Origin of the sequence: Thioclava sp. DLFJ5-1 (genome assembly GCF_002020115.1) — a bacterium.
Lineage (GTDB): Bacteria > Pseudomonadota > Alphaproteobacteria > Rhodobacterales > Rhodobacteraceae > Thioclava > Thioclava sediminum.
This window is the reverse complement of the sequence record NZ_MPZU01000001.1, coordinates 191378-218281: the sequence shown is the minus strand read 5'-3', so window position 1 is coordinate 218281 and position 26904 is coordinate 191378. Positions and strand designations below refer to the sequence as shown.

The 26904-nt window shown below is 68.0% G+C and carries 24 protein-coding genes; 8 read left to right on the top strand and 16 right to left on the bottom strand.

From position 1 onward, the window contains the following. Nucleotides 1-20 precede the first annotated feature (20 nt). From BMI86_RS01080 to BMI86_RS01035, 11 genes are all read right to left on the bottom strand, one after another. Nucleotides 21-1994, bottom strand: coding sequence for an acyltransferase family protein (locus BMI86_RS01080; protein WP_168173759.1), 1974 nt, complete (start codon nucleotides 1992-1994; stop codon nucleotides 21-23). Next, nucleotides 1991-4006, bottom strand: a complete 2016-nt coding sequence (locus tag BMI86_RS01075; protein WP_078539392.1) for an HAD-IIIC family phosphatase — start codon at nucleotides 4004-4006, stop codon at nucleotides 1991-1993. Before BMI86_RS01075 ends, BMI86_RS01080 begins: the two co-directional genes overlap by 4 nt. Further along, the gene (locus BMI86_RS01070) at nucleotides 4003-4989 is read right to left on the bottom strand and encodes a glycosyltransferase family A protein (protein WP_168173758.1); all 987 of its coding nucleotides are present in this window, start codon (nucleotides 4987-4989) and stop codon (nucleotides 4003-4005) included. The genes BMI86_RS01075 and BMI86_RS01070 overlap by 4 nt, the downstream gene beginning before the upstream one ends. Nucleotides 4990-5006: 17 nt before the next feature. Beyond that, on the bottom strand, nucleotides 5007-5897 hold the full coding sequence (locus BMI86_RS20820) for a polysaccharide pyruvyl transferase family protein (RefSeq protein ID WP_143594653.1): 891 nt from the start codon (nucleotides 5895-5897) through the stop codon (nucleotides 5007-5009). Further along, entirely contained in the window at nucleotides 5894-7108 is a 1215-nt protein-coding gene (locus tag BMI86_RS01065; RefSeq protein ID WP_078539390.1) for a glycosyltransferase, read from the bottom strand. Before BMI86_RS01065 ends, BMI86_RS20820 begins: the two co-directional genes overlap by 4 nt. Next, nucleotides 7089-8243 carry a glycosyltransferase gene (locus BMI86_RS01060; protein WP_078539389.1) on the bottom strand — a complete coding sequence of 385 codons (1155 nt, stop codon included), beginning with the start codon at nucleotides 8241-8243 and terminating at the stop codon, nucleotides 7089-7091. Before BMI86_RS01060 ends, BMI86_RS01065 begins: the two co-directional genes overlap by 20 nt. Then, nucleotides 8240-9736: a hypothetical protein gene (locus tag BMI86_RS01055; RefSeq protein WP_078539388.1), complete on the bottom strand. Its 1497-nt coding sequence runs from the start codon at nucleotides 9734-9736 to the stop codon at nucleotides 8240-8242. Before BMI86_RS01055 ends, BMI86_RS01060 begins: the two co-directional genes overlap by 4 nt. Nucleotides 9737-9800: 64 nt before the next feature. Next, nucleotides 9801-10406 (bottom strand): colanic acid biosynthesis acetyltransferase WcaF, encoded by a 606-nt coding sequence (locus BMI86_RS01050; protein ID WP_143594652.1) that lies wholly within the window; start codon nucleotides 10404-10406, stop codon nucleotides 9801-9803. 4 nt (nucleotides 10407-10410) lie between these two features. Beyond that, nucleotides 10411-11727 carry an O-antigen ligase family protein gene (locus BMI86_RS01045; protein WP_078539386.1) on the bottom strand — a complete coding sequence of 439 codons (1317 nt, stop codon included), beginning with the start codon at nucleotides 11725-11727 and terminating at the stop codon, nucleotides 10411-10413. Continuing rightward, a complete protein-coding gene (locus tag BMI86_RS01040) occupies nucleotides 11724-12905 on the bottom strand; it encodes a glycosyltransferase (RefSeq protein WP_168173757.1) in 1182 nt (393 codons plus the stop codon). Before BMI86_RS01040 ends, BMI86_RS01045 begins: the two co-directional genes overlap by 4 nt. Then, nucleotides 12895-14136, bottom strand: coding sequence for a glycosyltransferase family 4 protein (locus BMI86_RS01035; RefSeq protein ID WP_078539384.1), 1242 nt, complete (start codon nucleotides 14134-14136; stop codon nucleotides 12895-12897). The genes BMI86_RS01040 and BMI86_RS01035 overlap by 11 nt, the downstream gene beginning before the upstream one ends. Before the next feature lie 303 nt (nucleotides 14137-14439). On the opposite strand from BMI86_RS01035, the gene BMI86_RS21375 reads away from it, so the two are divergent. From BMI86_RS21375 to BMI86_RS01010, 5 genes are all read left to right on the top strand, one after another. Then, nucleotides 14440-15117 carry a hypothetical protein gene (locus BMI86_RS21375; RefSeq protein ID WP_078539383.1) on the top strand — a complete coding sequence of 226 codons (678 nt, stop codon included), beginning with the start codon at nucleotides 14440-14442 and terminating at the stop codon, nucleotides 15115-15117. Then, the gene (locus tag BMI86_RS01025) at nucleotides 15114-17687 is read left to right on the top strand and encodes an HWE histidine kinase domain-containing protein (protein WP_078539382.1); all 2574 of its coding nucleotides are present in this window, start codon (nucleotides 15114-15116) and stop codon (nucleotides 17685-17687) included. Before BMI86_RS21375 ends, BMI86_RS01025 begins: the two co-directional genes overlap by 4 nt. A gap of 114 nt (nucleotides 17688-17801) precedes the next feature. After that, the gene (locus BMI86_RS01020; protein WP_078539381.1) at nucleotides 17802-18056 is read left to right on the top strand and encodes a hypothetical protein; all 255 of its coding nucleotides are present in this window, start codon (nucleotides 17802-17804) and stop codon (nucleotides 18054-18056) included. Between the two features lie 91 nt (nucleotides 18057-18147). Beyond that, on the top strand, nucleotides 18148-18795 hold the full coding sequence (locus tag BMI86_RS01015) for a DUF3047 domain-containing protein (RefSeq protein WP_078539380.1): 648 nt from the start codon (nucleotides 18148-18150) through the stop codon (nucleotides 18793-18795). Between the two features lie 96 nt (nucleotides 18796-18891). Next, on the top strand, nucleotides 18892-19653 hold the full coding sequence (locus BMI86_RS01010; RefSeq protein WP_078539379.1) for a DeoR/GlpR family DNA-binding transcription regulator: 762 nt from the start codon (nucleotides 18892-18894) through the stop codon (nucleotides 19651-19653). Nucleotides 19654-19656: 3 nt separating this feature from the next. Here BMI86_RS01010 and BMI86_RS01005 read toward each other — a convergent pair whose 3' ends face one another. Further along, complete coding sequence (locus BMI86_RS01005) at nucleotides 19657-20418, bottom strand: IclR family transcriptional regulator C-terminal domain-containing protein (RefSeq protein ID WP_078539378.1); 762 nt, start codon at nucleotides 20416-20418, stop codon at nucleotides 19657-19659. Nucleotides 20419-20522: 104 nt separating this feature from the next. Here BMI86_RS01005 and BMI86_RS01000 point away from each other — a divergent pair, with 104 nt between their 5' ends. The 3 genes from BMI86_RS01000 to pcaF are packed head-to-tail and all read left to right on the top strand — an operon-like array spanning nucleotide 20523 to nucleotide 23123. After that, complete coding sequence (locus tag BMI86_RS01000; protein ID WP_078539377.1) at nucleotides 20523-21245, top strand: 3-oxoacid CoA-transferase subunit A; 723 nt, start codon at nucleotides 20523-20525, stop codon at nucleotides 21243-21245. Then, nucleotides 21242-21925, top strand: coding sequence for a CoA transferase subunit B (locus BMI86_RS00995; RefSeq protein ID WP_078539376.1), 684 nt, complete (start codon nucleotides 21242-21244; stop codon nucleotides 21923-21925). Before BMI86_RS01000 ends, BMI86_RS00995 begins: the two co-directional genes overlap by 4 nt. After that, entirely contained in the window at nucleotides 21918-23123 is a 1206-nt protein-coding gene (pcaF, locus tag BMI86_RS00990) for a 3-oxoadipyl-CoA thiolase (RefSeq protein ID WP_078539375.1), read from the top strand. Before BMI86_RS00995 ends, pcaF begins: the two co-directional genes overlap by 8 nt. A 176-nt stretch (nucleotides 23124-23299) precedes the next feature. Here pcaF and pcaD read toward each other — a convergent pair whose 3' ends face one another. The 4 genes from pcaD to BMI86_RS00970 all read right to left on the bottom strand — a co-directional run bounded on the left by pcaD (nucleotide 23300) and on the right by BMI86_RS00970 (nucleotide 26841). Beyond that, nucleotides 23300-24082, bottom strand: coding sequence for a 3-oxoadipate enol-lactonase (gene pcaD, locus BMI86_RS00985; protein ID WP_078539374.1), 783 nt, complete (start codon nucleotides 24080-24082; stop codon nucleotides 23300-23302). Between the two features lie 333 nt (nucleotides 24083-24415). After that, a complete protein-coding gene (locus BMI86_RS00980) occupies nucleotides 24416-25429 on the bottom strand; it encodes a VOC family protein (protein WP_078539373.1) in 1014 nt (337 codons plus the stop codon). Nucleotides 25430-25464: 35 nt separating this feature from the next. After that, the gene (locus BMI86_RS00975) at nucleotides 25465-25821 is read right to left on the bottom strand and encodes a 2-hydroxymuconate tautomerase (protein ID WP_281480082.1); all 357 of its coding nucleotides are present in this window, start codon (nucleotides 25819-25821) and stop codon (nucleotides 25465-25467) included. Nucleotides 25822-25953: 132 nt separating this feature from the next. Then, entirely contained in the window at nucleotides 25954-26841 is an 888-nt protein-coding gene (locus BMI86_RS00970; protein ID WP_078539371.1) for a LysR family transcriptional regulator, read from the bottom strand. Nucleotides 26842-26904: the final 63 nt, after the last annotated feature.

Genomic DNA, 26904 nt, shown 5'->3' with positions numbered 1-26904 from the left:
GCCCCCAGCGGCCGGGTTTTTCATTTCTCCAGCCGCGTGAGTTTTTCGTCCAGACCGAACAACGCGCGAAATCCCAACGCGTCGCGCGCGCCCAAGGCCTGCGCGCCTTGGATGCTCAGATGGCCCGCGTCGCGGTAAAGCGGCGTGCCGGCTTCCTCCAGCGGGCAGGTATCATTGGGGCAAAGGACGCCGATCAGGTCCAGTACGCGCACGCCCTCGATCTCCTCCAGCCCGTCGAGCGCCGCGAAGGCCTGCGCGCGATAGGCCCGCGCCTCCGTCTGCCGCATCTCGCAGCGCGCACGGGGGCCGAATCTGAAAAGCCCGCTTTCGGCCCGTTCGCGACAGGCGAAGAAATTGGTGCCGACAGAGGGCGGCGGGCTGACCACGACGATCTGACGGTCGGGGCGGGCGATGGCCTGCACAGCCGCGTGCAAGGCGGCGCGGCCTCGGGGGAAACTCATCGCCACGGGGATGATCCGACCGCGCTCCATCGCGAGGCCCTGCGGTTCAGAGCCGAGGATCTGTGCGACGGGGCTGGAGATGACGACGCGGGTGATCTCGGGATGGGCTTGCAGATAGGCGACGATCTCAGCGTTCGAGCGGATGCAGCCTTCGCCCCAGATGGCATCCTGACCGACCTCCGGCTGTATTTGGGACAGGCCGAGCACCGTCGCGCAGGCGGATTTCGTGGCCTGCGCGACGGGGCCGATCTCGGGCGGCAGCGTCGCGGCCAGATGCATCGCGTAGCTGTCGCCCCATAGGAACGTGGTCGGGCGGGGGCCTGTCGTGCACAGGGCCTCCGGGTCGAACGCCCCGGTGAAGTCGCATCCCGGCGCGATCCCGGTATTGGCGGCCCCGAGCGCGAGGTAGTCGCGCGGAGGCGTGCGCAGGCCGGGCAGGGCGAGGGCGATCAGCCACAGCGCCACCGTCCCGCCAAGCGCCAGCCCCGCCGCGCGCGGCCATGAGGGCAGCGGCGCGCTATGCAGCGGCCGTTCGATCCCGATATGCAGCAGATGGGCGAGCCCCAGCGAAACAGCGATCAGGCTCAGTCGCAGCCAGAGCGGCAAAGGCGCATCCAGCCACGCATTACGCGTCAGCGCGAAAAGCGGCCAATGCACGAGATAGAGCGCATAGGAAATCCCGCCGAGCCAGAGGAGCGGTCGCATCACCCAATGGCTGCCATTCATCCAAGGCGGTCGCGCCGCGATCACAAGCGCCGTGGCCCCGACCACGATCACCGCATCCAGCCCCGGATGTACCGAGCCCCAGCCCGCACCCGGCGCGATGGCGCAGACCGCCAGCAATACGGCCAGCGCCAAGGGGCTGAGCAGGCGCAGCCAGCGCCCAGCACGCCTTTCGATCCGCGGCTCGAACAGCATCACCACCGCCCCGGCCATCAGCTCCCACGCCCGCGTCGGCAGCAGGAAAAAGCTCGCAACCGGGCTGCGCGGGGCCAAAACGAGGCAGCCGGCGAGGCTGATCGCTAGAGCCCCCAGCAAAAGCAACGGCCAGTGCCTGCGCGGTATAATCAGCATGGCGAGGGGCGTGACGAGGTAGAACTGCTCCTCCAGCGACAGCGACCAGCTATGCAGAAGCGGGTTCAACTGCGCGCCGGCGGTGAAGTAATTCACACTCCGCCAAAGCGCGATATTCGAGGTGAAGCTCAACGCCGCCCCGAGCGTGTCGAGGAACCGCGCCATCTCGGCTTGCGACAGCAGCCAGAGCGCGGCCACAGCGGTTGCGAGATAGACGGCAAAGGCCGCAGGCAGCAGGCGTTTGGCGCGCGATAGGTAGAATGTGCGCAAGGAAAACCGCCCCTCCGCCAGCGCGCGCGCGATCATCCCGGTGATCAGGTAGCCCGAGATCACAAAGAAGATGTCGACGCCGAGATAACCGGCCGCGAGGGGCAGCTCCGCGTGATAGAGCACCACCATCCCCACCGCGAGCGCGCGCAGCACCTGAATGTCGCGCCGATGGGGCAGACCCGCGCTCATGCCGAGGCCTGTGCGGGGATCGCGCGCAGGTCGGGCGCGATGTCGAGGGTCAGCCAGTCGGGGATCAGATCGGGCCGTGGCTCCTGTGCCGTCCATATCCCGTCCCGCAGCGTGAAGCCGTTCGCGGCATAGACGTCGCGGCACGGCGCGTTGAGGGGGCTCTCGTTGATCCGTCCGTGCAAGGGACGGCGTCCCGGGCGTGCCGCCAGCGCAGTCTGCAACAGCGCCGTCTCGATCCCGTAGCCGAAGGCCCGGCAACTGAGAACGAATTGGGTAATTTCACCCGCCTCGGCCCCATCCGCGATCACGAGCGCGCTCACGATCCCCATCGACCCGAACCTGTCGCCCGCCTCGGCAATCAGCACATGGCGGGAGGGATCGGATAGCTCCTTGGCCGAGATCGGAACCTGCGTCGTGTTGAACTGATTGGTGCGCGCGATCAACTCGCCGATCCGGGACAGATCGCGCCCTTTGGCGGTGCGGATCGCGACCCGCAGTCCAAGCTGGCGATAGGCGGCACCGGGGTCTTCGGAAGGCGTGGCGACATAGGCCTGCCGCGCCGCCCGCGCCTGATAGAGCGTGGTGCGGTCGGAGCCCGCAAACGAAGCGCGCTGATCGGCCCAGTCGTCCAGAAACTGCCAAGTCTCCAGCGCGTTCGGGTCGAGCGCCAGCAGCCCCGGACACCCAGCTTCGGCCAGCGCGCGCTCATCCGCGCGATCGTCGAGAAAGACGAAGCTCTCGGGCGCGAGGTTCAGCCGCGCCGCGATCTTGGCGATATTGCCCGCCTTCGGCGCCCAGTCGATCTCGCGCGCGACGAAATCGGAGGCCCGCAGTGCGGCACCCCGCCAACTGATATTCGTCGGATCGTTCTTCGAGGCCACCGCGAGCAGCACCCCGCGCGCCTTCAATCGCAACAGCAGCGCCTGACGGTCGTGGTGATGGGTGATCAGACCTTCGCCGATCTCACCGGCCCAGAGCGTGTTGTCGAGATCGCTCACCACCAGCTTGCGCCGCGAGAGCAGATGCGCCGCACGGCAGGCGCGCAGATAGGGGCCGGGTGCGAGCGATGCCGCCAGCGCCGTGGGGTGCAGATCGCCCGCCTCGAAGAGCACGCGCCCCGCCGCTGGCCCGAGACGATTCGCCTCTGCAGCCTCCGGGATGCGCAGAACCGGGCGCGCCGCCCGCTGCGCCAGCGCGTCGAGCCTCTCGTTCAGCCACGTCGCCACGCGGGCCCGCCTCCGCGCGCCGATGTGATCCGCCAGCGCACCGTGCCAGCCCGAAGCCTGCCGCGCGCCCGAGACGTCGTGCAGGTAAATCGGGGCATCGGTCCGCGCGAGGAGGTGGGACAGCGTCGCCTCCACCTCATCCAGCGTGGCGCGTAAACCGGGCAGGTCGCGCGCCATCGGGCGCAGGAGGGCGCCGTGCGCGAGGGCGCGGGCATAGCTTTGCGCGAAGCCGAACCCGAAAGGGGCGTAGAAGACCAGATCGACCGGGCCAGCCCGCTCCAGCGCGCGGCGCAATTCTGCCCTGTCGCGCTGGGCGCAGAGATGCGGCGTGATCGCGATGCCCTCCGCCGCCGCCGCGATCTGAAGCTGGGTCGCGATGTCCCAGATCAGGCAATCCCCGATGAACAGCACGCGCAGCGCACGACCGGGCGGTCGCGCCAGCGTCTCGGTCAACCGAGCCACGCCTTGGATGAGCGTGGTGCGGGCAGCCTCCGACAGCTCCGGGCTGAGCCTGTCATGCCAGAGTGCGGCGAGCGTCGTGTCGCAGCCCGCCTCTGTCTCAGACAGCCGGACGGCGCCAAAGGTCAGCTTCAGCCATCCCGCCAAAGCCGTGAAGCCCTGCGCGGCGTTTCCTTGCGAGAGGTGATGGGCGAGCAAGGCACAGCCCGTGCGGGCCTGCTGCAGTGCCGCAGGGCTCGGCGCCTCTGCCAGCCTTTGCAAATCCCCGGCAAGGGCGTCAGCTTGCGCACGGATCGCGCGGGACAGATCCAGCTCCCCCCCGTTCATCGCGCGGCTCTCCGGGGTTTCAATCGCAACCACGCCCTCAGCAGCCAAGGCGCGAGCGCGATCATCAGCGCCTTCGCCCAGAGCGCTTTCGGCGCGACCTGCCAATTAACCTGCGCCAGCCGCGCGAGTGCCGCATCCCGATGGCCCACATTCGCCTGCCAGATCACCGCATGCAGGCAGGAATAGGCGTGAAACCGCGCCGCGCTCCTCCGTCGCGGCAAAGCGATACGTCCGCGCGCGATCCAGTCCGCGAAGGTCTGATGCCAATGCGGCACCTCGCCTTGATGCGCGCGCCAGCCGCTCGCGCCGTCTTCGATGTGGTAGCGGGCGACGGGGGCGGGGAGATAGGCAAACCGCGCCTCGCAGCCCAGCCGAAACCACGTGTCGCTGTCCTCGCCGACCGTGACGCCTTCGGGAAATCCGCCCGCGCGGATAAGCGCGCCACGGCGGATCATCACCGAGGAGGCGGTAACCTCTGGCCCGCCCCGAACCAGATGCGCGAAGTAATCGCTCAGAGAGAGAATAGGCGTCTCGGCCAGCTCCGTCGCGGGCGATGTGTCCAGCCCCGCATGGCACACCTCGCCGAAAATCACCTCCGCCCCCGGGACCGTCCGCCTTGCGCGCTCGAACGCGGCCAGCGCGCCCGGCAGATAGGCGTCATCGGCGTCGAGAAAGGCGATCCAGTCGCGCCGCGCGGCCCGCATCCCGGCATTGCGCGCGACACTCACGCCGCGATTGTCCTGCCGGATCAGCCGAATGGTAAGCGGCGAACGCGTGGCGATCCGCTCCACCAGCGCGGCGCCCTCGTCGTTGGAACCGTCGTCGATCACCACCACCTCGGCAGGCGCAGGCCGCTGCGCCTCGATCGAGGCGAGCGTCCGCGCGATGAAGGGCGCCTTGTCATGCAGTGGGATCACCACGCTCAGATCGGCGCAGCGGTCGGGCCCGGCGCTGGGCGTGCAGAGGCGGGGCGTACGGTCCATCCTTGGCGAAAGCGCGGTCATGCGAAGGCGACCTCCTCGGCGAATTGGGTGAAGGCGCGGGCCAGCCCGGCGATCACGCCATCGATGGCGTCTTGCGGGGCGCAGCTCGCGAGGGCGCGCAGATCGGCGAGGCTTTCCGAGCCCGTAAGCGCCACGGGGTCCCAGACGCGCCGGGCCACCGCGCTGGCGTAATCGTCGAACTTGAACCGCCCGCCGATCAGCCCCGGCGCGGCCAGCCAGATCGCGGGCAGGCCAAGCGCATCCGCTGCGATCAGCCCGTGCAGCGAGGCCGAGGCGATACGTTCGCATGTGGCGATCTGCGCGATCACTCGCGCGGGCGGAGCCGCAGGCGAGATCACCCGGATCGCCGCCCCGTGCCGCGCTTTCAGTGCCGCAAATTCCGGCGCGTCGAGATGGGCGTGATGGGCCACCAGCCCGAAGGCATGGCTCGGCGCGGGCAGGGTGGGTCGTTTCTCGGTACCGCCGAGGAGAAGCCGCGTCGCGTAAAGCCCCGGATCCCCGAGGATGACCCCGTCGCCCACGCCCTCGATCCGGTCCCGGCTCAGCGCGCCGCGCAGCCCCACGATCCGCGCCCCGGTGAAGCGCCGTGTGCTGCGCGCATCGATGAACCCGGAGCCGAGGATCGTGCTGCGATATTGCTCCCTCAGGTGTTCGAGCACCGATCCGGTCGCGGTCAGCTGCGCGCGGTCGGGATAGGCATGGACCGGGGTGAAACCGTGATGGCGCAGGATCGCGGGCGTCAGCAGATCGCCGAAATTCAGCGTCTCGCGAAACCAATAGGCGCTGAGCCCGTTGCCCCGCGCCAGCGCAAGACCCTGTTGGGGCAGCCGCTCGGCGAGGTGATAGCTCATAAGCCGGTCGATCCGGTGGCGCAGCATGAGGCTCATTCGCCCGCCCTCCCGATGAGTCTGGCGAGACGCTCAGGGTTTTGTGCCGCAGCACCTTGGCCGCTCCGTGCAGCCTCCGCACGCAGGGCCGCGGCCTGCCGATAAAGTGCCGCCATCTGCGCCCCGACCTGCGGCCAGAGATAGGCCCGGGCCACAAGCGCCCGCCCGCGCGCGCCCATCGCCGCCCGCTCGGGCGCGGTGGTCGCACCAAGCGCCGCAATCGCGCCGCCCAAGCCCACCAGATCGGGCGCGACCCACCAGCCGCAGCCCGCCTTGGCCAGTTCCGCCCAAGGGCTGCCGGTCGTGGTAATCACGGGGCGGGCGGCGGCCAGCGCTTCGGCAACCACAGTGCCGAAATTCTCGGTGTGGCTCGGCAGGATCAGCGCATCCGCCGCCGCGATTTCCGCCTGTTTCGCAGCACCCCAGACCGGTCCTGCGAGGGTGATGCGTTCTGCTGCACCCCGCTCGGCGACGCGCGCGACAAGCGCCGGGGTCAGGCCGTCCTCGTCGGGGCCGATGATCCGCAGCTCCCAATCGCGCGGCGCGCAGGCGGCGAAGGCGCGGATCAGCGTGTCGAGGTTCTTGACCCGGTGCAGCCGCCCGAGAAACAGGAGGCGTTTGCGCCCATTCGGGCTGCGCGTCCGGGTTGGTGCACTCTCCGGCGGCAAGGCGATCCCCAGCGGAACTTGCGCGATCCGCGCGCCGCGGCAGTGGTTTGCGACCGCCTCCGCCTCGGCCTGCGAAGTGACGTGCAAAAGCTCCGCTCGCCCCAGATCGCGGCGCTGATACAGGTGCCACGCGAGGTCTTTCTTGCGCCGCTTATGCGCCCGCGCCCATGGCAGCAGCATCCCGTGCGGGCTGACGATCCGGCCCAGCCCCAGATCGATCGCAAGGCGCAGCCCCGCATGGTTCAGCGGGTCCCACAGCCCGTGGCTATGCACCACCATCCGCGCGCCGGCTCGCACCTGCGCGCGCATCCCGGCCATCGCTCGTGCGAGCTGCGCGACGTTCGGACCTTGCGTGGGCGCGCGCAGGCAGCGCGCGGCGATCTCCGCGTCCGGGTCGAAGGCGCGGGTCAGAAAGCGGCTCGCGATGCCCTGCGCCGCAAGCGCCTCCGCCAGAGCGGGTGCATTGGCTGCGATCCCTCCGGCGCTGCGGCGCAGGTCCGGCACGACATGCAATACGGTGATCTCAGGCGGGGGAGAAGTCATGGGAGAACTCCGGTTGGGGCATCGGGTCGGCAGAGAGATGGTCCATAGCCGCGGTCGCGAGGGCGGCGGTGAACCGGGCGGGGGCGAAGCGCGCGACGTCGGCCTGCAGGGCAGCGCTGAGCCGGGATTGCAGGTCCGCGTCGCGCGACAGGGACAGCAGGCGGCGCGCGGCCTCTGCCGCGTCCGAGAAGCGGCAGTCCGGGGCGGAGACGATTTCGTCCTGCCCGGTCCCGCGCGGCACCAGAGGGATCATCCCGCTCGCGGCCATCTCGGCGGTGGCGATGCCGAAGGCTTCCACCTCGCAGCAGTTGAGCCCGTAGCGCAGCGATCCCAGAAGCGCGGCTTTCGCGGCACCGCTCTGAGGGGGCAGCCGTTCGATCCAATTTTGCCCAGCGATCAGCGCGCGGATCCGGGTCATGTAATCGGGCGGCCCGTCCGGCCCGGCGATCACGAGCCTGCCGCGAAACCCTTGGGCACGAGCGCGCGCGACGATGGCGATGGCCCGCTCGATCCGTTTTTCCGGTGCGATCCGGCCGAAGATCAGCACATCTTCGCGCCGTACCGCCCAGTCTCGGGTCGGGCCGGGGACGGCGGCCAGCGCGACTGGCGGGGCGATCACGCGGACCCGGCCGGGGCAAAGCGGGGCGCTCGCCGCCGCCAGCCAACGCGAATTGGCGATCACCATGTCATCGGGGCGCGGGCGCAGGGCGGGGCCGTCGATCACGCGGCACAGAATCTTGGCGCGCGGGCCCGTTTGCCCTGCGAGCGCGGGATGCCAGTCGCGGGCAGAGAGCAGATGCAGCGCGGGCGCGTTCCAGCGACGGACGCCGGATAGCGAGACCCGCAGATCGTAGTCCCGCCCGAGCGCCGCCAGCGCCCGGTTGAACCGCGCGGCCTCAAGCGTGCCGATAGTGCTTCGCGCGGGAAGGGTGAGAACCCGCAGATCGCCGGGAGAGAGGTCGGTGCCCGCCAGCGCGTTGAGCGCGTTGCAGTCGAAGCCGCCACGCGTGACGACGGTCAGATCGAACCGCTCGCGCATTGCCACGAGGGCCCAGGCGGCCACGGCCTCCGCTCCGCCGCGCCCCCAGATCCCATGGGCGAGCACGGCGCGCGGATTTTGGGGCGGCGCGCTCATGCCGGTCCCTCCGCCGGGCGGCGTCGCAGGAGTGCGGTCAGCCGCGCACGTTCTCGCGCGCTCAGCCCCAGCCGCCAGCTTGCCCCGAGCCAGAGCGCCCCGCAGAGCCCGAGGCTCAGCGCCAGCCGCGCCGCACCTTCGGGCAACAGTCCCTGCACCAGCGCCGCGCCAAGCGCCACGGGCAGCGCGCTCGTCAGCACCGGGATCAGGGTCTCGTGCGCCCAGCGTGTGGCGGTGCCGGGGGAGAGGCGCGTCAGAAGCATAATCCGTAGCGCGGCGACCGCCGCAGTGACGGCGAGGGCGACCCAGAGGGCCGCGCCGATCTCGCCACTGGCCCGACCTGCGAGATAGGCCGCAGGCAGGCTAATAACCGCCAGCGCCGCGCCCCAGCCCTGCATCCATGCGATGCGACCGCGCGCGAGAAAGGCCAGCCCCAAGCCCGCGCTCAACTGATCGAGCGCGAGTGCCGCCAGCATCAGCCGCACCACCATCACCATCTCGGGGTTGCTGCGGCCCAGCCACAGCGCCAGCCGCGCCGGGGCGTTCACCGCCATCGGGATCGCAGCCCCGAACGCGATCAGCGCAGCGATCCGGCTGGCGACGAGTGCGCCGGGAATGCTGCCGTCAGAGCCTCTTGTCGCATGATCGGCATAGATACGCGGGGCCAGAACCTGACGCGTGGCTTCGGCGAATTGGCGCAAAGCGGCGGGGAGTTGGTTGCCCAGCCCATAGGCCGCACTCGCGACCGGACCGCCCAGCGCCGCCATCAGAAGCACCATGCCCTGCGCGCGTGCACTCGCCGCGAACCCGCCTAGAACCGACCACGACAGGAGCGCGGTCTGGCCGCGTGCGGGGGTGATATCGATGATCCAGTTCAGGTGCAGCCGCGTCTCGGGCAGGGATTTGCGTACCCGCCACGCTCCGGCAAGCGTGGCGCTCAGGCTCAGCCCGGCGGAGAGCGCGGCGAATGTGGCAAGCGGCGGCGTAGTCTGCCCGCCTAGGAGATAGGCCACCGGGATCAGCGCCACCGCCCGCGCCAGATCGAGTGCCGCAAACAGGCCGAAGCGCTCGTGTGCCTGCAATGCGGCCTCATAGGGCGCGAGCGCGATCGCGACGACGCTCGCCGCCAGAACGCAGAAGAAGGCGACCTGGGCCTGATCCGCCAGCGCGGGGGGCAGATCGAACAGCCGCGCCAGCGCGGGCGGGCCCAGAACTGCGCCGATCCCCGCCACGCCGAGCGCCACCCGCAGATGCAGCCCGATCAGCGCGTTGAAGAGGCGCGGTCTCTCTGCCAACGGCGCAAGGGAGAGCGCCCGCAGCGTCGTGCTTTGCAGCGCGCCGGTCACAATGCTTGCGATCAGCGCCAGAGCGAGGGCTGCAAGATAGGCGCCCATCGCCTCGACCCCCAAGGCGGCGAGCGCAAAGCGGGTGCTTAGCAACCGTGCGACCAGCCCGCCTCCGATCTGGCCCCATGCAATCGCGCCGTTGCGCATTGCGCGTGACGGAGGTGATTGTGGTGAGGAGGAAGGCAAAGGCCGGGGGACGATACGGAGACGCTCATCGGACACCGCCTTCCGACGATACGCCATCCGATGCCGCGCGCGGGCCGCGCCCGTCTCCGGCGCTGACATCGCCCAGAACGACGACACGCGGCGGCACGATCGCGCCGGGGCGCAGGACGCGATGCGCCGTGACCCATGCGCTGTCACCGATCTCGATGGACCGCGCGAAGAAGCGGAAATCGCCGCGCGCCCAGTCATGGCTGCCTGTGACGATGCGCACCCCTTGGCTGATGCAGACATGTGCGCCGATCCGCACCGGGCCGGGATTGTCGATCCAAACGCGCTCGCCCAGCCAGACATGCGCGCCGATCTCCAGAAGCCACGGGTATTTGATGGTGACGCGCGGCTTGCAGACGAGGCCGGGGCCGACTTTCGCCCCGAACCCGCGCAGGATCGCGGCTTTCGCGCGCGAGGGGATCAGGGCGAGAAGCGCCGATTGGAAGAAGAGCGCATTGACCAGATACCACGCCACGCGCCAGCCGAAGCTGCGATTGCCCGCGATCACCGGGCGGGGGAAGCGAGACAGGTCCTGCGTGGCGATGGGCCGGAAGGGACCTTGCCGGGAGGAGGGGCCCGGTTGCGGCGGGACAGGGAGGGGCATGGCATCAGGCATTGGAGCGCACCGCAGCTTGGGGGAAGCGTGCCCGGACCGCTTCGATCGCGCCGGCCACGCTCGGGCTGAGCCGAGCGGGCTTGAGCCGGGTCCGAATGCGCTTGGCCAGTGCGGTCGTCATTCCCAGCGCGGTCCAGAAGGCGGGGGTCGCCGCGCCTCCGGGCGAGAGCAGCCATGCCTCGAACTGCGCATGCGTGAAGAGCGCCGCGAGATAGCCTAGCAACAGCGCCATCAGCACCCGGTCGCTGCGGCGGCGCGCATGCCGGGCCGCGAGAACCGCGCCGCGCGTGATCAGGAGCAGCATTCCGGTGAATAGGACCGCCCCCGCAAGCCCGACCTCTTCGATCAGCGCCAGCGCCGAATTGGTCTTCTCGCGCCCATAGTGCGACGCGCTCGCCGACAGCGCGTAGTCGTCGAAACCATACGAGACGCCGAAGCCCAGCCCGAACATTCCGCCCTCGCGGGCCCCTTCGAGCGTGGCTGCCCATGTCTCTGCGCGCGAGGCGATCAGGGGCTCGGTCTGTGCGGACGCCTTGAAGAGATAGCGCTGCGTCAGCGCCTCCGCCCGATCCGGGAAATAGAGCCACAGAAGCGAAAGCACCGCTCCAAGCGTTGCCGCCGCCATCGCCAACCGCTTGAAGCCACGCCCCAGAAGAAAGGCCACGATCAGCACCGTGAGCGACAGCAGGCTCGCCCGCGACAGGCTCATCAGCACCAGCACCGTCAGGATCAGTGCCACCGCGCGCCAGAACAGCCGTCTCTGACGCCCGATCCGGCGCTGGGCGAGCCGCCACAGCGGTAGCGGCGCGACGGTAAGGATCATCAGGGCGAGGAAGTTGGAATTGGCGCTCAGCCCCCGATAGAGCGAGATATCCGCGTTCATCTCGACCGTGCCGAAGCCCGAACGCAGCCCCCCGACTCCGGCGAACAGGACAAGCGCCAGCAGCGGCCAGAGGATCGCGAAGAGATCGCGCCGCCGCGTGTGCTGTGCCCAGGCCGCGCCTGCCGAGGCGAAGGCCAGCGCGGTCAACGCGTAGGTCGCGGCTTTCGGCCCGCTCAGATGCGGCACGCTCGACCACAGCGCAGACAGCGCGGCCAAGCTCAGCAGCGCCAGCCTGAAATACATCCCGTCGCCCGGTATCTTGCGCCACAACCGCCCATTGAGCAGAAGCGCGAGGACCAGAACCCCCATCACCGCCCAACGCGCGCCGGGTCCGAAGATCATGTTGACATAGATGACGCTCGGCGCGGCGGTTGCGGCGATGCCGAGGCCCAGCAACAGGCCGCGTTTGCGGATCGCGAGCCTCATGCGCGTTCCGCCTTGCGGTTGGGCGCGGGCGCGGAGCTGGCCTCGCGCACGGTTTTCGGGGCGTCGTGCGTCACCCGCTCGGCCAGCGTGCAGAGCTGGCTTGCCCAATCCGCGCTCGACCAGCCTGCGATGGCCGCAGGCGCATCGGCCCGTATCCGGGCGCGCAGATAGGGATCGGCGCAGACGCGGGCCAGCGCGGCGTGCAATGCGCCGGCGTCGCCCGGCGGCACGATCAGCCCGGCCTCGCGCCCGCCCAGCAGGTCGGGCACCGCGCCGCAGGCCCCGCTTGCCACGACACCGCAGCCCGCAGCGAGCGCCTCGCCGATCACCAGCCCGAACGGTTCGGCGCGGCTCGGCAGGACGAGGCAATCCGCGGCGGCGAGGTGATCGCGCAGCGCCGCCCCTTCGAGCCGTCCGCGCCACAGGATACGGGGATCGCGTGCCGCCGCCTTCGCCAGTGTCTCGCCAAGCGGCCCGTCGCCCGCCACGATCAAGCGCGCCTCCGTGGCGTTGAGCTGCGCGAAAGCGTCCAGCAGCAGGTCCAGCCCTTTCTCGGGGGCGAGCCGCCCGAGAAACATCAGAACCGGCGCATCGGCTGCGATCCCAAGCCGCGCGCGCATCTCTTGCCGCCCTTCAGGGCCGAGGGTGCGAATGTGACGCGCGATGGCGGCGGTGTCCGAACTCATCCGTCCGGGGACGATCTTCTCGGGCGGCACGCCTTGGTGGCGAAGATAGTCGGCGGCGCGCTGGCCTGCCGGGCAGAACCCGTCGATCATCGCGAGGATCCGACGTTTGAGCACCGCGCGCACCCCGCGTGCAGGGCTGATCCACGTGTCGCTCAGCGCGATGATCCGCGCGCCCGAGAGTTTGCCGAGGACGATCGCGGCCAGCACGGGGAGATGCGCCCAACCGGCGGCGAAAATGACTGTGGGGCGCGTGCTGCGGATCTCGCGCCAGAGCGTGACGAGGGCAGAAAGACGCTTCGCGGGCAGGACGGTTTCAGGCGGGGCGTCTGCCCAGTTCTGCGTGGCCGCCGTCGAGATATAGCGCACAGTGAGACCGGTAGGCCAGCGCGCGGCCAGCGCAGCGGTCATTGCGACCATGTAGGGCGCGGGCTCGATCAGCACCGCGAATGCGGGGCCGGGTCGGGCTTCGGGGCAGGGAGGCTTAACCGGCAAGGCGTGCCTCCTGCGGGTAAGGAACGGCGCGGGCACAGGCGATGTACAGCACCTCGGACAGTGCGCGGGCATGGGCATCCCAACTGGCATGATCGCGGGCGAAGCGGGTGCCGGCGCGCGCAATCTGGCGCCACTCGGTACGCGGCCCGGTCAGCAGTGGGCGCACCGTCTCGACCAGCGCCCCGACCGAGCGCGGCGCGACCAGAAAACCGGTCTCGCCGTGGCGCAGGAATTGCCCCGGGCCCTGGCCCTCGACGCCGATGCAAAGCGCGCCAGCGGCCATCGCCTCGAGATAGACGATCCCGAAAGCCTCCCGCCACGACGGCAATACGAAAATGTCGCTTTGTCTGAGGTTTGCGAGCACATCTTCATGTGGTTTCTGACCGGCGAGGGTGATCCGATCCGCAAGCCCCTGCCGCGCAATCTGGGCGGCGAGATTGGCGCGCTCCGGCCCGTCGCCGATGATCGTCAGATGCCATGGCGCGTCCCCCTCGCGGGCAAGCCGTCCGAGCGCAGAGATCAGCAGGTTCAACCCCTTTGCGGGATGCAGATTGGCGACGCTCACCAGCCGCAGGGGAGCCTCGTCCGGTAGGCGCAGGGGCGGACGGTCGGGCGCGGGATCGACCCCGTTCCAGACCACCTCGATATGATCCCCACGCCCGGACAGATCGGTCGCGAAACGGCGCAGCGGTTCGCCCACGACGACAAGCCGGTCGAGCCCGCCCAGGGCGTCGCGAAACCGCTCGGCCTGCCCATTGGTCCAGAGATACCGCCAATTGCTGTTCTCGCCGTGCAGCACGCCGACCACAGGCAGTCCCAGCCGCGCGGCCAACGCCTGCGCGGCTGGGGCGAGGGTCTCTGTCTGCACCAGGATCGCATCGGGGCGGCGCGCGGCGATCATCTCGCCCGCCAGCGCCGTGAGCGCCCGGTCGAGCGTACGATTGGTCAGCTTGCGCATGAGCCCGCCCGGCAAGGTCGGGTAGCGCGCGAGGCGGATTTCGTCGATCTCGGGGAAGCGCGCGGCGTCGATCTCTCCGCGATGCTCGGGCGAGGCGAACCGCGCCGTACCCGCAGGCGTCAGCCCGCGCAGCACGCCGACCCGGACGCGGTGACCCTGCCGCGCGAGCGCCCGCGCGCTGTCGGCGACGAAGCGGCTCGGCCAGCCGTCGGGGCGGTTCGGAAACCACGGGGTCAGCATCAGAATGTCGAGCGATGCGCCGCTGATGATCACAATCCCACTCCTTCACTCGGTTCGCGAGGTCGGGAGGCGACGGGGCGCGCGCTTGGTTGACCTCGCGTTAACCGTCGCGCAAGCGAGGTTAATTTGAGGTTAATGGTCGAAAGCATTGCCTGCGGGGGGCGGCCAGAAGGGCGGAGAGGGCGCATCGGAGAGCGGACCGCGTGGCCCTGCGCACTGCGAATTCCCGCGCGCGCGAACCGGAATCTGCTATTCTGGTTCCCATAAAGAAACCTTTGCCGAGGTCCGGCGTTAAAGATATTCCAGCTTCTACGACACGCCGCAGACGGGTTTGTAATGACCAAGATTCACAGGCCCGCGCCTTCGCATGCGGTGTCCTTTCGACAAATCCTGAGACACGAGACCTCCGCCGCGCATGAGGCGGGCGAGGCGCAATTCTCCCAGTTCTTCGCGGCCCCGGAGCAGAAGCTGGGTTGGTTTCTCGCAGCGCAGGCCGCAGGGCTTGGCGTCTTGGCGCGCCATGCGGCTCCCGGCGCGCTCTGCGCGGGATTGCTGAGCGATTTGCTCGACCGGCTCGACCGGGATCTGGCGCGGCTGGGCCGTCCTGTGCACCCGGTGCCCGCCCCGGACGCAGAGCAGGGGCTGCTCGACCCGCTGGCGGTCGACTATCTCGTGCTGGGCTCGCGGCTCGGGACGCAGGTGATCGACCGCAAGGTCTTCGCCGAGACCCCGGCCGAGGCCAAACCGCTTTATTTTCAGGCACCTGCCGCCGGGGCGCTGTGGAAACGGCATTGCGCGACGCTCGACGCGCTGAGGCCCGCAGAGCCGCGCGCAACTCGTATTGTCGCCGATGCGACGCGAGGCTTCCATCTTTTCGCGCAGGCCGTGCAGGCGCAGGGGGCGGGCACAACGTCCGACGCTCTCGCACCGGCGCTTGCCTCCAATTCCATTGACCATCCGCGGCCCGGCAGGATCGCGGCAGACACCGATTTGACGCCCAAGGAGCCGACGTGACCTCCGATACCAGCCCCGCACCCAGCCAGCGCCCCGTCGATCTGACCGATTGCGACCGCGAGCCGATCCACCAACTGGGCCGGGTCCAGAGCTACGGCGCGCTTCTGGCGCTCTCGAGCGACTGGATCGTGCAGCATGCCTCGACCAATCTCGAGAAGATCCTCGGCATGTCCTATGAGGAGGCGCTTGGCCGTCCACTTGCCGATCTGATCGTCTCGGACGGGTTTGATCGGATCCGCGCGAGCCTGCGCACGGCAGAGGGCGGCGAGACGGCGGTGCGGCTGTTCGGTGTGGTGCTGAAAGCGAACGGGAAGAGTTTCGACGTCTCGCTGCATGCCTCGGGGCCGTATCTGGTCGTCGAATTCGAGCCGAAGCTGGAGACGCGCGGGCGCGATGTGATGACCGATGTCTACCCGCAGATCGCGCGTTTGCGCCGCGACCGGGGACTGGAGCGGCTTGCGCGCGATGCGGCGATGGGGCTGCAGGCGCTCTCGGGCTTCGACAGCGTGATGATCTACCAGTTTCAGCCCGACCAGTCGGGCAAGGTCATCGCCGAGACCCGCAAGGACCAGCAGCGCCTCTATGACGGGCTGCGCTTCCCGGCCAGCGATATCCCGGTGCAGGCGCGGGCGCTGTATAAACGCGCACTGCTGCGGCTGATCGCGGATGTGGACGATCCCGGTGCGCCGGTGCTGCCCGGGGTCGATCTGAACGGGCAGCCGCTCGATATGTCTCTGGCGGTGACGCGGGCGGTCTCACCGATCCATATCGAATACCTGCGCAATATGGGGGTCGGGGCCTCGATGTCGGTCTCGATCATGCGCGATGGCGAGCTGTGGGGGCTGTTCGCCTGCCACCATAACCACCCGCGCTATATCGATTACGAATTGCGCACCGCGATCGAGATGTACGCCCATATGTTTTCCTATGAACTCAGCAAGTTCGAGGATGGGGAGCGCAAGCAGGCGCAATCCGATACGGCCAGCCTGCAGCGCACGCTGATGGGGCATATGGCCGATGGCAAGGCGCTGTCGGAAAGCCTGATGGCCGTCTCCGACGAAATCCGTCTGGTGATCCCGCATGACGGGCTCGTCCTTTATGAGAACGAGGAATTCAGCGCGACCGGGACGACGCCGACCAAGGAGGAATTCGCCGGGATCGCGCGCATGCTGGACCGGTCGATCGGGTCCTCGACCTTCGCGACCGATCAGCTGGGGCGCGCCCACGAACCGGCCCGCGATTTTCCGGAACGGGCCGCAGGGCTGCTCGCCATTCCGATCTCGAAACGGCCGCGCGACTATCTCGTGCTGTTCCGCCGTCAGATCGCGGATACGGTCGAATGGGCGGGCGATCCCACGAAACCCGCGCAGCTTGGCCCGAACGGCGTGCGGCTCACGCCGCGCAAGAGCTTCGAGGTCTGGCGCGAGACGGTCACCGGGCGCTCGGCCCCCTGGACGAACCAGCAATGCCACGCGGCGGAGCTACTGCGCACGGTGCTGCTGGAGATCTTCCTCAAGATCACCGACGCGACCTCTGCCGAGCGCAAGCGCGCTCAGGAGCATCAGGAACTGCTGATCTCGGAGCTGAACCACCGGGTGCGCAATATCCTGAACCTGATGCGCGGACTGCTGGCGCAGTCGCGCAGCTCGGCGCGCTCGCTCGAAGAGTTCACCGACAATCTCGATGGGCGCATTCAGGCGCTGGCGCGGGCGCATGACCAGCTGACGGCCGAGCACTGGGAGCCCGCCTCGCTTCATGGGCTGATCTCGTGCGAATTCGCGGCCTATGCCGATCGCAAGGCCGAGCGCGTCCTCATCACCGGACCCGATGCGCTGATCTCGCCGCAGGCCTATACGACGCTCGCGCTGGTGCTGCACGAGATGGCGACGAATTCGATCAAATATGGCGGGCTGTGCGACAGCGGCGGGCGCGTCGAGATCGCGCTCTCCACCGATCACAGTGGCGGTCTGTTGATCGACTGGAAAGAGCGCGGCGGTCCGCCCGTCACCCCGCCGAAACGGCGCGGCTTCGGGTCGATCATCATCGAGAACTCGATCCCGCACGAGCTGCGCGGCGATGCCGAGATTTCCTACAAGATGACCGGGGTGGAGGCGCAATTCCGCATCCCGCCGACCACGATCGCGGAGCTGATCGATCAGCCCGGCACGGAGGGCGACGTTGCGGCGTCGCCCGCCGCGCAGACCGGCGCCGCGTTCCGCTTGTCGGGGCAGGGGCTGGTGCTGGAAGACACGCTCATCATCGCGATGGATGCCGCCGGTGTGCTGGAGGATCTGGGCGCGCGCGACGTCAAGATCACCTCCTCGGTGGAAGGCGCGCTGACATGGCTTGAGGGCGCGCGACCCGATTTCGCAGTGCTCGACGTCAATCTCGGGGACGAGCAATCCGTGCCGGTCGCCGAACGGTTGCACAAGATGGGGGTGCCCTTCGTGCTGGCCACGGGCTACGGGTCTGCGCCTGACCTGCTGGCGATCTACCCGCCCTGCTCGGTCGTCCAGAAACCCTTCTCCTCCGACTCGCTCAGAGAGGCTTTGCAAAACGCAATTGCGTGACACTACGCACAGAACTTCGATCATATCTGACGGTCCAATAACGATTTGACGTATCTGACATGTAAGTTTCCGTGATAATTCTGACCCCGCGGGACTGGGCAAACGGGGGTCGCCATGAATGTGAGTGCCAACGCGGTCGGCGGCAGCCGGGCCGATTTCACCGAGGACGAAATCGCGACACTCCGCGCGGCGCTGCACACGCTCGGGAATGTCGCCAGTGTCTGCGCCTCAAGCGCCCGCCTCCTGCCGCGATTTTGCGAGAATCAGGCGGCACTCGGGATTTGCGATGGGCTGAACGAGAATGCCGACATCGTCCGCGCCACGATGGAGGATCTGAAAGCGGTACTGCGCCTCGACAGCCTTCAGTGACGGTCGTGGGTCTATGCGCGCGGCCCGGGCCGAGTGATCCGGCGCGGCGGTCCTTTGCGTAGCCCTGTCACCCAAGCAAGAGGAGAGTGCCATGCGCCGCCTGTCGATCGCCTTTCTCGCATCAAGCCTTTGCGCTGCGCTGATGCCGAGCCTCGCCCCGGCCTCGATCTTCGGCGGCTGGACCGAGCAGCGGTTTTCGCTGTTCTCCTCCAACGACTGGCAGCAATCGGCCAATGGTGTCGCGATGCGCTCGGACGGCTCGGTGTCGCTGATCTGGCGGGCGCTGCCGCGCGCCGAGTGGGGCACGCGCAAGGCCGCGTGGCAATGGTCGGTCAGCCAGAGCGTCCCGCCCACGCCGCTCGACCGCAAGGGCGGGGACGATCGCGATCTGTCGCTCTATTTCGTCTTCATGCCCGAGGCCGTCGCCCGCGCCAATGAAGGGGCCAGCATCCGCAAGCTTCTGGCGGTGAAGGAAGCCCGCGTGCTGATGTATGTCTGGGGCGGCAAGCATGGGCGCGGGGCGCTGCTGCCCTCGCCCTATCTGGGGGCGCGCGGCAAGACCGTGGTGCTGCGCCCGGCGGGCACCGGCACGCATTCCGAGAGCGTGGATCTGGCGCGTGACTACCAGCGCGCTTTCGGAGGCCAGCCGACGCAGCTTGTGGGGTTGGCGTTGTCGGGCGACAGCGACGACACCGACAGCGCGATCCGCGCCCGGATCGAGGGGCTGAGCCTGAACTGACCGCGCCACACCGTCGCCGGTGATTTCACACAAAAACACTGCCAAGACATGACTTTGTCGGTAACCTGTGTCAGCAAGGCCCAAAAGGGGGGCAGGATGGCGCTCAATTTCCGACAGTCCGAAATTCTCGAGATCGCGCGCGACGAGGGCCGCGTCGTGGTCGAGGCCTTGGCCGAACGCTTCAATGTCTCGGTCCAGACGATCCGTCGCGATCTGACGGAGCTGTCCGAGGCGGGGCATCTGGAGCGCGTGCATGGCGGGGCGGTGATCCGCACCGGCGTGGTGAATTTCGCCTATGAAGAGCGCCGCCGGATGAACGAGGCGGCGAAGGCGGCGATCGGGCGGGCCTGTGCGCAGGCGATCCCCGATAACAGCTCGATCGTGCTGACGCTGGGCACCACGACCGAGGCGGTGGCGCGCGAGCTTCTGCATCATCGCAACATCACCGTGGTCACGAATAACATCAACGTCGCCAATATCCTGCTGGCCAATGAGAGCTGCGATATCCTCGTCGCGGGTGGCAACCTGCGCCGCTCGGATGGCGGGCTGGTCGGCGACCTGACGGCGGATTTCATGGGCGAGTTCAAAGCCGATTTCGCGGTGATCGGGACCTCGGCGCTCGATGCTGACGGCGACATGCTCGATTACGATCTGGCCGAAGTGCGCGTGAGCCGCCGGATCTTGCGGCAGGCGCGGCAGAGCTTTCTGGTGACCGACGCGTCGAAACTGGAACGCTCCGCGCCGGTGCGGCTCGCCTCGCTCTCCGATATCGACCGGGTCTTCATCGACAAGCCCTTGCCCGACGCGCTCATGGCGCTCTGCGCGCAATGGGACACCGAGATCACCGTGGCGGGGTGAGCCTTAGCGCAGCACGCGCCGCAGCCCGGTCTGCACCCGCGTGAGTTCCGGCAGATAGGTCTCGATCAGCGTCTCCGCCGGATCGGCGCTCGCAGCCATCCCGGTGTTGAGCGCGGCCACGACCCGCCCATGCATGTCGTAAAGCGGCACCGCGATGGAGCGCAGCCCGATCTCCACCTCCTGATCGATCACCGCAAAGCCGTCGCGGCGCACCTGATCGATGCGCGCGAGGATTTCGCCCGGATCGGTGAGGCTATAGGCGGTGCGCGGCGTCAGGTCCGACGCCTCCACGGCGGCGCGGGCTTCCTCCGGGGGCAGGGCGGCCAGCAGCACGCGCCCCATCGAAGTGCAATGCGCCGGCAGCCGCGACCCCGGCATCAGCCCGATCGACATCACCCGCCGCTGGGCGGCGCGCGCGAGATAGACGATCTCGGTGCCGTCGAGGATCGAGACCGAGCAGCTTTGCCCGATCCGATCCGTCAGCTGATCGAGCCACGGCTGCACGATCTGCGGCAGCGGCAGCGAGGCCAGCGCCCCCATCCCGAGCCGAAGAACCTTCGGCGTCAGCGTGAAGAACTTGCCGTCGTATTCCGCGTAGCCCTCCGCGTTCAGCGTCAGCAGGCAGCGCCGCGCGGTGGCCCTGTCGAAGCCCGTCGCCTGCGCCACCTCGGCAATCGAGAGCCGCGGCGTCTCGGCCCCGAAACATTCGATGACGCGCAGGCCTTTCGCGAAAGAGGCGATGAAATCGGTCGGTTTGTTCAACATGCGAACAGGTTTTCTCGCGATGCGAACAAATGTCAAGATGCGCACGAAATCCGTGGAAAGCCGTCCCACGCAGGTTTAAATCCAAGCCCTCAGGAGGACCGCAAATGGACAAGAGACTTTCCTCGCTGACCGAAGCCGTGGCCGATATTCAAGACGGCGCCACGGTGATGATCGGCGGCTTTGGCGGCTCGGGGGCCCCGATCGAACTGATCCACGCCCTGATCGACCGCTTTCTCGAAACCGGCTCGCCCAAGGGGCTGACCGTGATCAACAACAACGCAGGCAACGGCCATGTCGGCATCGCCGCGATGATCGAGCAGGGTATGGTCAAGAAGATGATCTGCTCCTTCCCGCGCTCGGCCGACCCGACGGTGTTCACCCAAGCGTATCTGGCGGGTGAGATCGAGCTGGAACTGGTGCCCCAAGGCACGCTGGCCGAACGTATCCGCGCAGGCGGTGCGGGCATTCCGGGCTTCTTCACGCCGACCTCCGTGGGCACCGATCTGGCCGAGGGCAAGCCGGTGCAGCAGTTCGACGGCCGTGACTACGTGATGGAGCGCTGGCTCAAGGCCGATCACGCGCTGATCAAGGCCGAGCAGGGCGACGCGCTCGGCAATCTCACCTACCGGATGGCCGCGCGCAACTTCTCGCCGCTGATGGCGACGGCGGCTTCAAGGGTCGTCGTGCAGGTCACGAAAGCGGTGGAGCCGGGCGAGATCGACCCGGAAGTCATCGTCACCCCGGGCATCTTCGTGGATGCGATCGTCGAGGTCGCCAACCCCGCCCAGGAAGAAGAGTTGAACCGCGCCGGAGCCCATCACCCATGACCCAGAAACTGAGCAATGCACAGATCGCCTGGCGCGCCGCCCAGGACATCGAGGACGGCGCCTATGTGAACCTCGGGATCGGCTTTCCCGAGATGGTCGCGCGCTTCCAGCCCGAAGGCCGCGAGGCGATCTTTCACACGGAAAACGGGGTTCTCGGCTTTGGCCGCGCGCCCGAACCCGGTCAGGAGGACTGGGACCTGATCAACGCCGGCAAGAAGGCGATCACGCTGAAACCCGGCACCGCCTTCTTCCACCATGCCGACAGCTTCGCGATGGTGCGCGGCGGGCATCTCGACGTGGCGATCCTCGGCGCTTACCAAGTCGCCGAGAGCGGCGATCTGGCGAACTGGTCGACCGGGCCGAAAGGCGTGCCGGCGGTGGGCGGGGCGATGGACCTCGTGCACGGGGCCAAGCGCGTGGCCGTCATCACCGACCACGTCACCAAGAAGGGCCAGCCGAAGCTGGTCGAGGCCTGCACCTTCCCGCTGACCGGTGTGGGCTGTGTGACCCGCGTCTACACCTCGCTCGCCGTGGTGGACGTGGTGGATGGCCGCTTCGTCCTGCGCGAAAAGCTCCCCGCGATCTCGATGGAGGAGCTGCAATCCGTCACCGGTGCGACCCTCCATGTCGAGGGCGAGGTGGGTGACCTGATCTGTCCCGAGGAGTTGGCCGATGCGTGACGCTTATATCTGCGACTATATCCGAACCCCGATCGGCCGTTTCGGCGGCGCGCTGGCGTCTGTTCGGGCCGACGATCTAGGGGCGATCCCGCTGAAAGCCCTGATGGCGCGCAATACGGGCGTCGATTGGGAGGCGGTCGAGGACGTGATCTTTGGTTGCGCCAATCAGGCGGGCGAGGATAACCGCAACGTGGCCCGCATGTCCGCGCTGCTTGTGGGTCTGCCGGTGAATGTGCCGGGGACGACGATCAATCGGCTCTGCGGTTCGGGGATGGATGCGATCCTCACCGCCGCGCGCGCGATCAAGGCGGGCGAGGCCGATCTGATGATCGCCGGCGGCGTCGAGAGCATGTCGCGCGCGCCCTTCGTGATGCCGAAGGCCGAGGCTGCCTATAGCCGCGCCAATGCGGTCTATGACACGACCATCGGCTGGCGCTTCGTGAACAAGCTGATGAAAGAGGCGCATGGCGTCGACTCGATGCCCGAGACGGCGGAGAACGTGGCCGATGATTTCGGCGTGAGCCGCGAAGATCAGGACGCCTTCGCGCTGCGCTCGCAAGCAAGTGCCGCAAAGGCGATGGAAGAGGGTCGGCTGGCCGAGGAGATCACCCCGGTCACGATCCCGCAGCGCAAGGGCGAGCCGGTCGTGGTCGACAGTGACGAACATCCGCGCCCCGGCACCACGCTGGAAGCGTTGACCAAACTGCGGCCAATCGTGCGGCCTGACGGCACGGTCACGGCGGGCAATGCGTCCGGCGTGAACGATGGCGCGGCGGCGCTGATCATCGCCTCCGAGGACGCCGTGCGCAAACACGGGCTGACGCCGCTGGTGAAGATCTCCGGCGGGGCCGCAGCTGGCGTGCCGCCGCGGATCATGGGGTTCGGGCCCGCGCCTGCGTCCAAGAAGCTGATGGCGCGGCTGGGGCTGACGCAGGACGCGTTCGACGTGATCGAGCTGAACGAGGCCTTTGCGAGCCAAGGTCTGGCCACGCTGCGCGATCTCGGTATTGCGGATGACGACGCCCGCGTGAACCCCAATGGCGGCGCGATTGCGCTTGGCCATCCCTTGGGCATGTCGGGCGCGCGGATCACCGGCACGGCGGCGCTGGAGCTGGTGCGCCGCAAGGGCCAACGGGCGCTCGCCACGATGTGCATCGGCGTGGGTCAAGGCATCGCCGTGGCGCTGGAAGCGGTGTAGAGAGCTGCGCCCGGTACGCGCCGAAGGCGCAGGGCGCGCGCCGGTCCGTCCCGACGGGCTGGCGCATCTGCAGCCGGGCACGCCGCTTCACTGATGGAGGGGCGTGGCAGGCATCAATCGCTAAAGCGGAAAAGTCGCGCGCGCCATCCCACGGACCGGCGCGCGCCCTGCTTGGCTCAGGTCCTGTCCAAGAAATCCTTCAGCAGCGCCGCGACAGCCTCGGGCTGCTCGTAACAGGGCAGGTGGCCCGCTTTCGCGATCTCGTGGAACTCGGCGCCGCACAGCTCTGCCGTTGCGCGCACCAGATCGGGCGGGGTCGAGGCGTCATCCGCACCCGTCATCGCCATCACTGGCAGCGTCAGCGCCCGCGTTGCCTCGGTCTGATCGGCCCCGGCAATCGCCGCGCAGCAGCCCGCATAGCCCTCGTCGGGCCCGCGTTCGAGCATGTTGCGGCAAAGCGTGAACTCCGCCGGGTGGGACTCGGCGAAACCGGGCGCGAACCAGCGTGCGAGGATTGCGTCGGAGATGCTCGCGATCCCGTCGCGGCGCACATTGGCGATCCGCTCGTTCCACATCTCGGGCGTGCCGATCTTGGCGGCGGTGTCCATCAGCACCAGCGCACGCAGAAGATCAGGACGGCGCGCTGCGAGGCTCTGGCCGATCAGCCCGCCGATCGAGAGGCCGATAAAGGTCACATCCCGAAGCCCGAGCGCATCGCAGATCGCGGCAGCGTCGCCCGAGAGGTCCTCGATGCTGTAGGGGCCGGGCGGGCAATCACTCAGCCCATGCCCGCGCTTGTCGAAGCGGATCAGCCGCAGCCCTTCGGGCAGATGCGGGATCAGTGCTTCCCAGAGCCGCAGATCGCTGCCGAGCGAATTGCCGAACATCACCACGCGCCCGTCGCGCGGGCCCTGGTCGAGAATGTGGAGCGTCACCCCGTCATGGGTCAGTGCGTGCATGAAAGCCTCCTCTTTGTGGGAGGTTGTACCGCGCAGGACGGGGGAAGGAAAACATACCGCGGAGGTATCGGGGATTACCTCGGTGATACCTTTGGAGGGGGCGGGATCTACTTGGCGCGGGGCGACCAGCCCCGGGCCGCGCCCGACCTCCCCCCGGGAGGGCGCATTGGCGAAGGCGTCGCGGGTGTAACCGGTCTACGGGCTTGCGAGATTAAGCGCCAAGCCACAGAGCGCGTACAGCGCCCACCCGAGGTCGGGCGCGGCCCTTTCCGCGCCAAAACGAAAAAGGCCACCCCCGAGGGGATGGCCAGTCTCCGAAACTGCGGAGAGGTATTACTCGGCCGGCTCGGCCACTTCGTCCTTGGTTTCCGCCTCGGCCATCGCGGCCTCGACGATCGGCGTGCCATAGACGAAGAAGTCCTGCGGAAGCTCGCCGCCGAACCAGACGCCACCGCCGTTGAAGAAGTTGCTCTCGTCCCAGGTCAGCGTCTTCCAGTCCGGATCGAAGATCAGGTAGCCGGTGTCGCCGAACAGCTCGATGCGGTTGCCGCCGGGCTCGTAGACATACATGAAATAGGCCTGAGAGACGCCGTGCTTCGCCGGGCCCGCTTCGATCGTGACATCGTATTCCTGCAAGATATCGGCAAGGTCGAGCATCTGGCCCTGATTGCCATACCAGAAGGCGACATGGTGCAGACGGTTGCCCGGACCGGCCTGATCCTTGGTGAAGGCGACCTCGTGCACGAGCGGGCTGACCGAGAACCACGCGGCCAACTCGTCCGAGCCGCCGAAGACCACGTTCTCACGCTTCAGGAAGCCGAGATTGTCCTGCAGGAACTTGCCATTCTTGGTCACGTCGGAGCAGAGCAGATTGACGTGGTCCAGACGACGCACCGGCACCCCGCGCAGCGGACGCTTCTGGGCGCGCGAGAGCAGCTTCGATTTCAGCTCTGCCGGGGCCTCGTAATACTCGACCTCCCAGAACAGGTGCTGCTTGTGGCCGTCCGGCGTAGTGAATTCATAGGCGCGGCCATAGCCCTTGTGGCCTTCGACCCATTTCCCCGGATTGTCGGAGGCCTCGAGCACGGCCACGCGGCGCTCCAGCGCCTGCGGAGACGACGCGCGCCAGCCCACCATGCCGATGCCGGCCTTGTCCGAGCGGGTCAGCTTCAGCGAATGGTGATAGCGGTCCTCGTAGCCGCGCAGGTAACACGAGGTGCCGTCATCCTCGGTGGGCGTCATCCCCAGAACGTCGTGGAAGAACCAGAAGCTTTCCTCGAATTTGGGGGTGAAAAGTTCGATGCAGGCAAGCTGCGCGATATCGTGGATCTGTTCCTGAAAGCTCATGGTGTCCTCCCTAAAGCTCGATAAGGTGAATGCGGTCAGTTTGCGGGGGCCTTCTCGTGGCCATTGGTCGGGGCTGTGCCGTTCGAGGCGGCGGGTTGCTCGCTCGTTTCGGCATATTTCGGCTCGCCCGCGACCGCGTAATGGCCCGAGCGCAGCTCGTTGAGCATGATCCGAACGGCCTGCGGCTTGACGCCCAGCGTCTCGACCGCCGCGCGCGTGACCTCGCGCATCAGCGCTTCTTTCTGCGCCTCGGTGCGGCCTTCCATAAGGTTGATCTGGATTACCGGCATGACTGCTCCTCTGTCTCGGGACGCGCCCTCATTCCCCGCGTGTCGGGGCCTCCTCGGCGTGTCCGTGGACCGAGATTGGGGCAGAAAAGGCGATACGATCAAATACCATTTAGTCCGGGTTTCGATACCGAAGGCGCATCGCTCCGTGTAAGAGGAAACCCGTCATATGGCATGATGCAGTACCCGGATCACGTCCGGTCTGTCGCATGAAGAACGTTTCGCAAGTGGCGGAATTTATTGGCTTAAACTGCGTGCGACTTCGAGGAAGTTCGCGACGATCGGGGACGTGTCACCCTCTCGGGAGATGCAGGAGATATCGACCCGCGCGGTCTCGCTCACATCACTGATCGGCAGGCATTTCACGCCCTCCATGATGACCGATGTGATCGATTGCGGGACGACCGAGACGCCGAACCCCGCCGCCACCAGCGCCATCGCGGTAAAGCCGTCGCCCACGACCTGCGCGACATTGGGCGCGAACCCCGCCTCGTGGCAGAGCCCCGTGACCTTCTCGACGAACCCCTGCGCGCGGCTGGCGGGAAACAGCATCATCGGTTCGCGCGCCAGTTCCGACAGCGCGACGCTCTCGCGATCCGCGAAAGGCCCCGGATCGGGCACGACGATATAGAGCGGCTCCGAGGCCAGTTCCTCGATCGCGAGACCCGGCACCGGCGTCAGCATCCGGTTGAAGCCCAGATCGATCGAGCGGTTCTGCAGCCCCTCGATCTGCGCCAGCTTGTCGAGCGCGTGCATCACCACTTTCACATCCGGATAGCGGCGTTTGAATTCGAGGATGATCCGCGGGATGAAGCTGAGGATCGCGGTGCCGAAGATCGCGATGTCGATCCGGCCAAGCCCGCCCTCGGACGCCCGATGGACCCGGTCCGCCGCCTGATCGAGCAGCGCCGCGATGTTGCGCGCCTCATCGAGAAACAGCGCCCCCGCCTGCGTCAGTTCGACACCGCGCGGCGTGCGGTTGAAAAGCTGCGCGCCGAGCTGTTCTTCCAGCGCCCGAATCTGGCGGGTGATCGGCGGCTGAGAGACATGAAGCCGCTCGGCCGCGCGACCGAAATGCAGTTCCTCGGCCACGGCGATGAAATAGCGAAGCTGGCGCAGGTTCATGACATTCCCTTTCCGCGTCCACAGTTACGCGAACGCGCGCCCCGGACAAGCCGGGACGCGCGC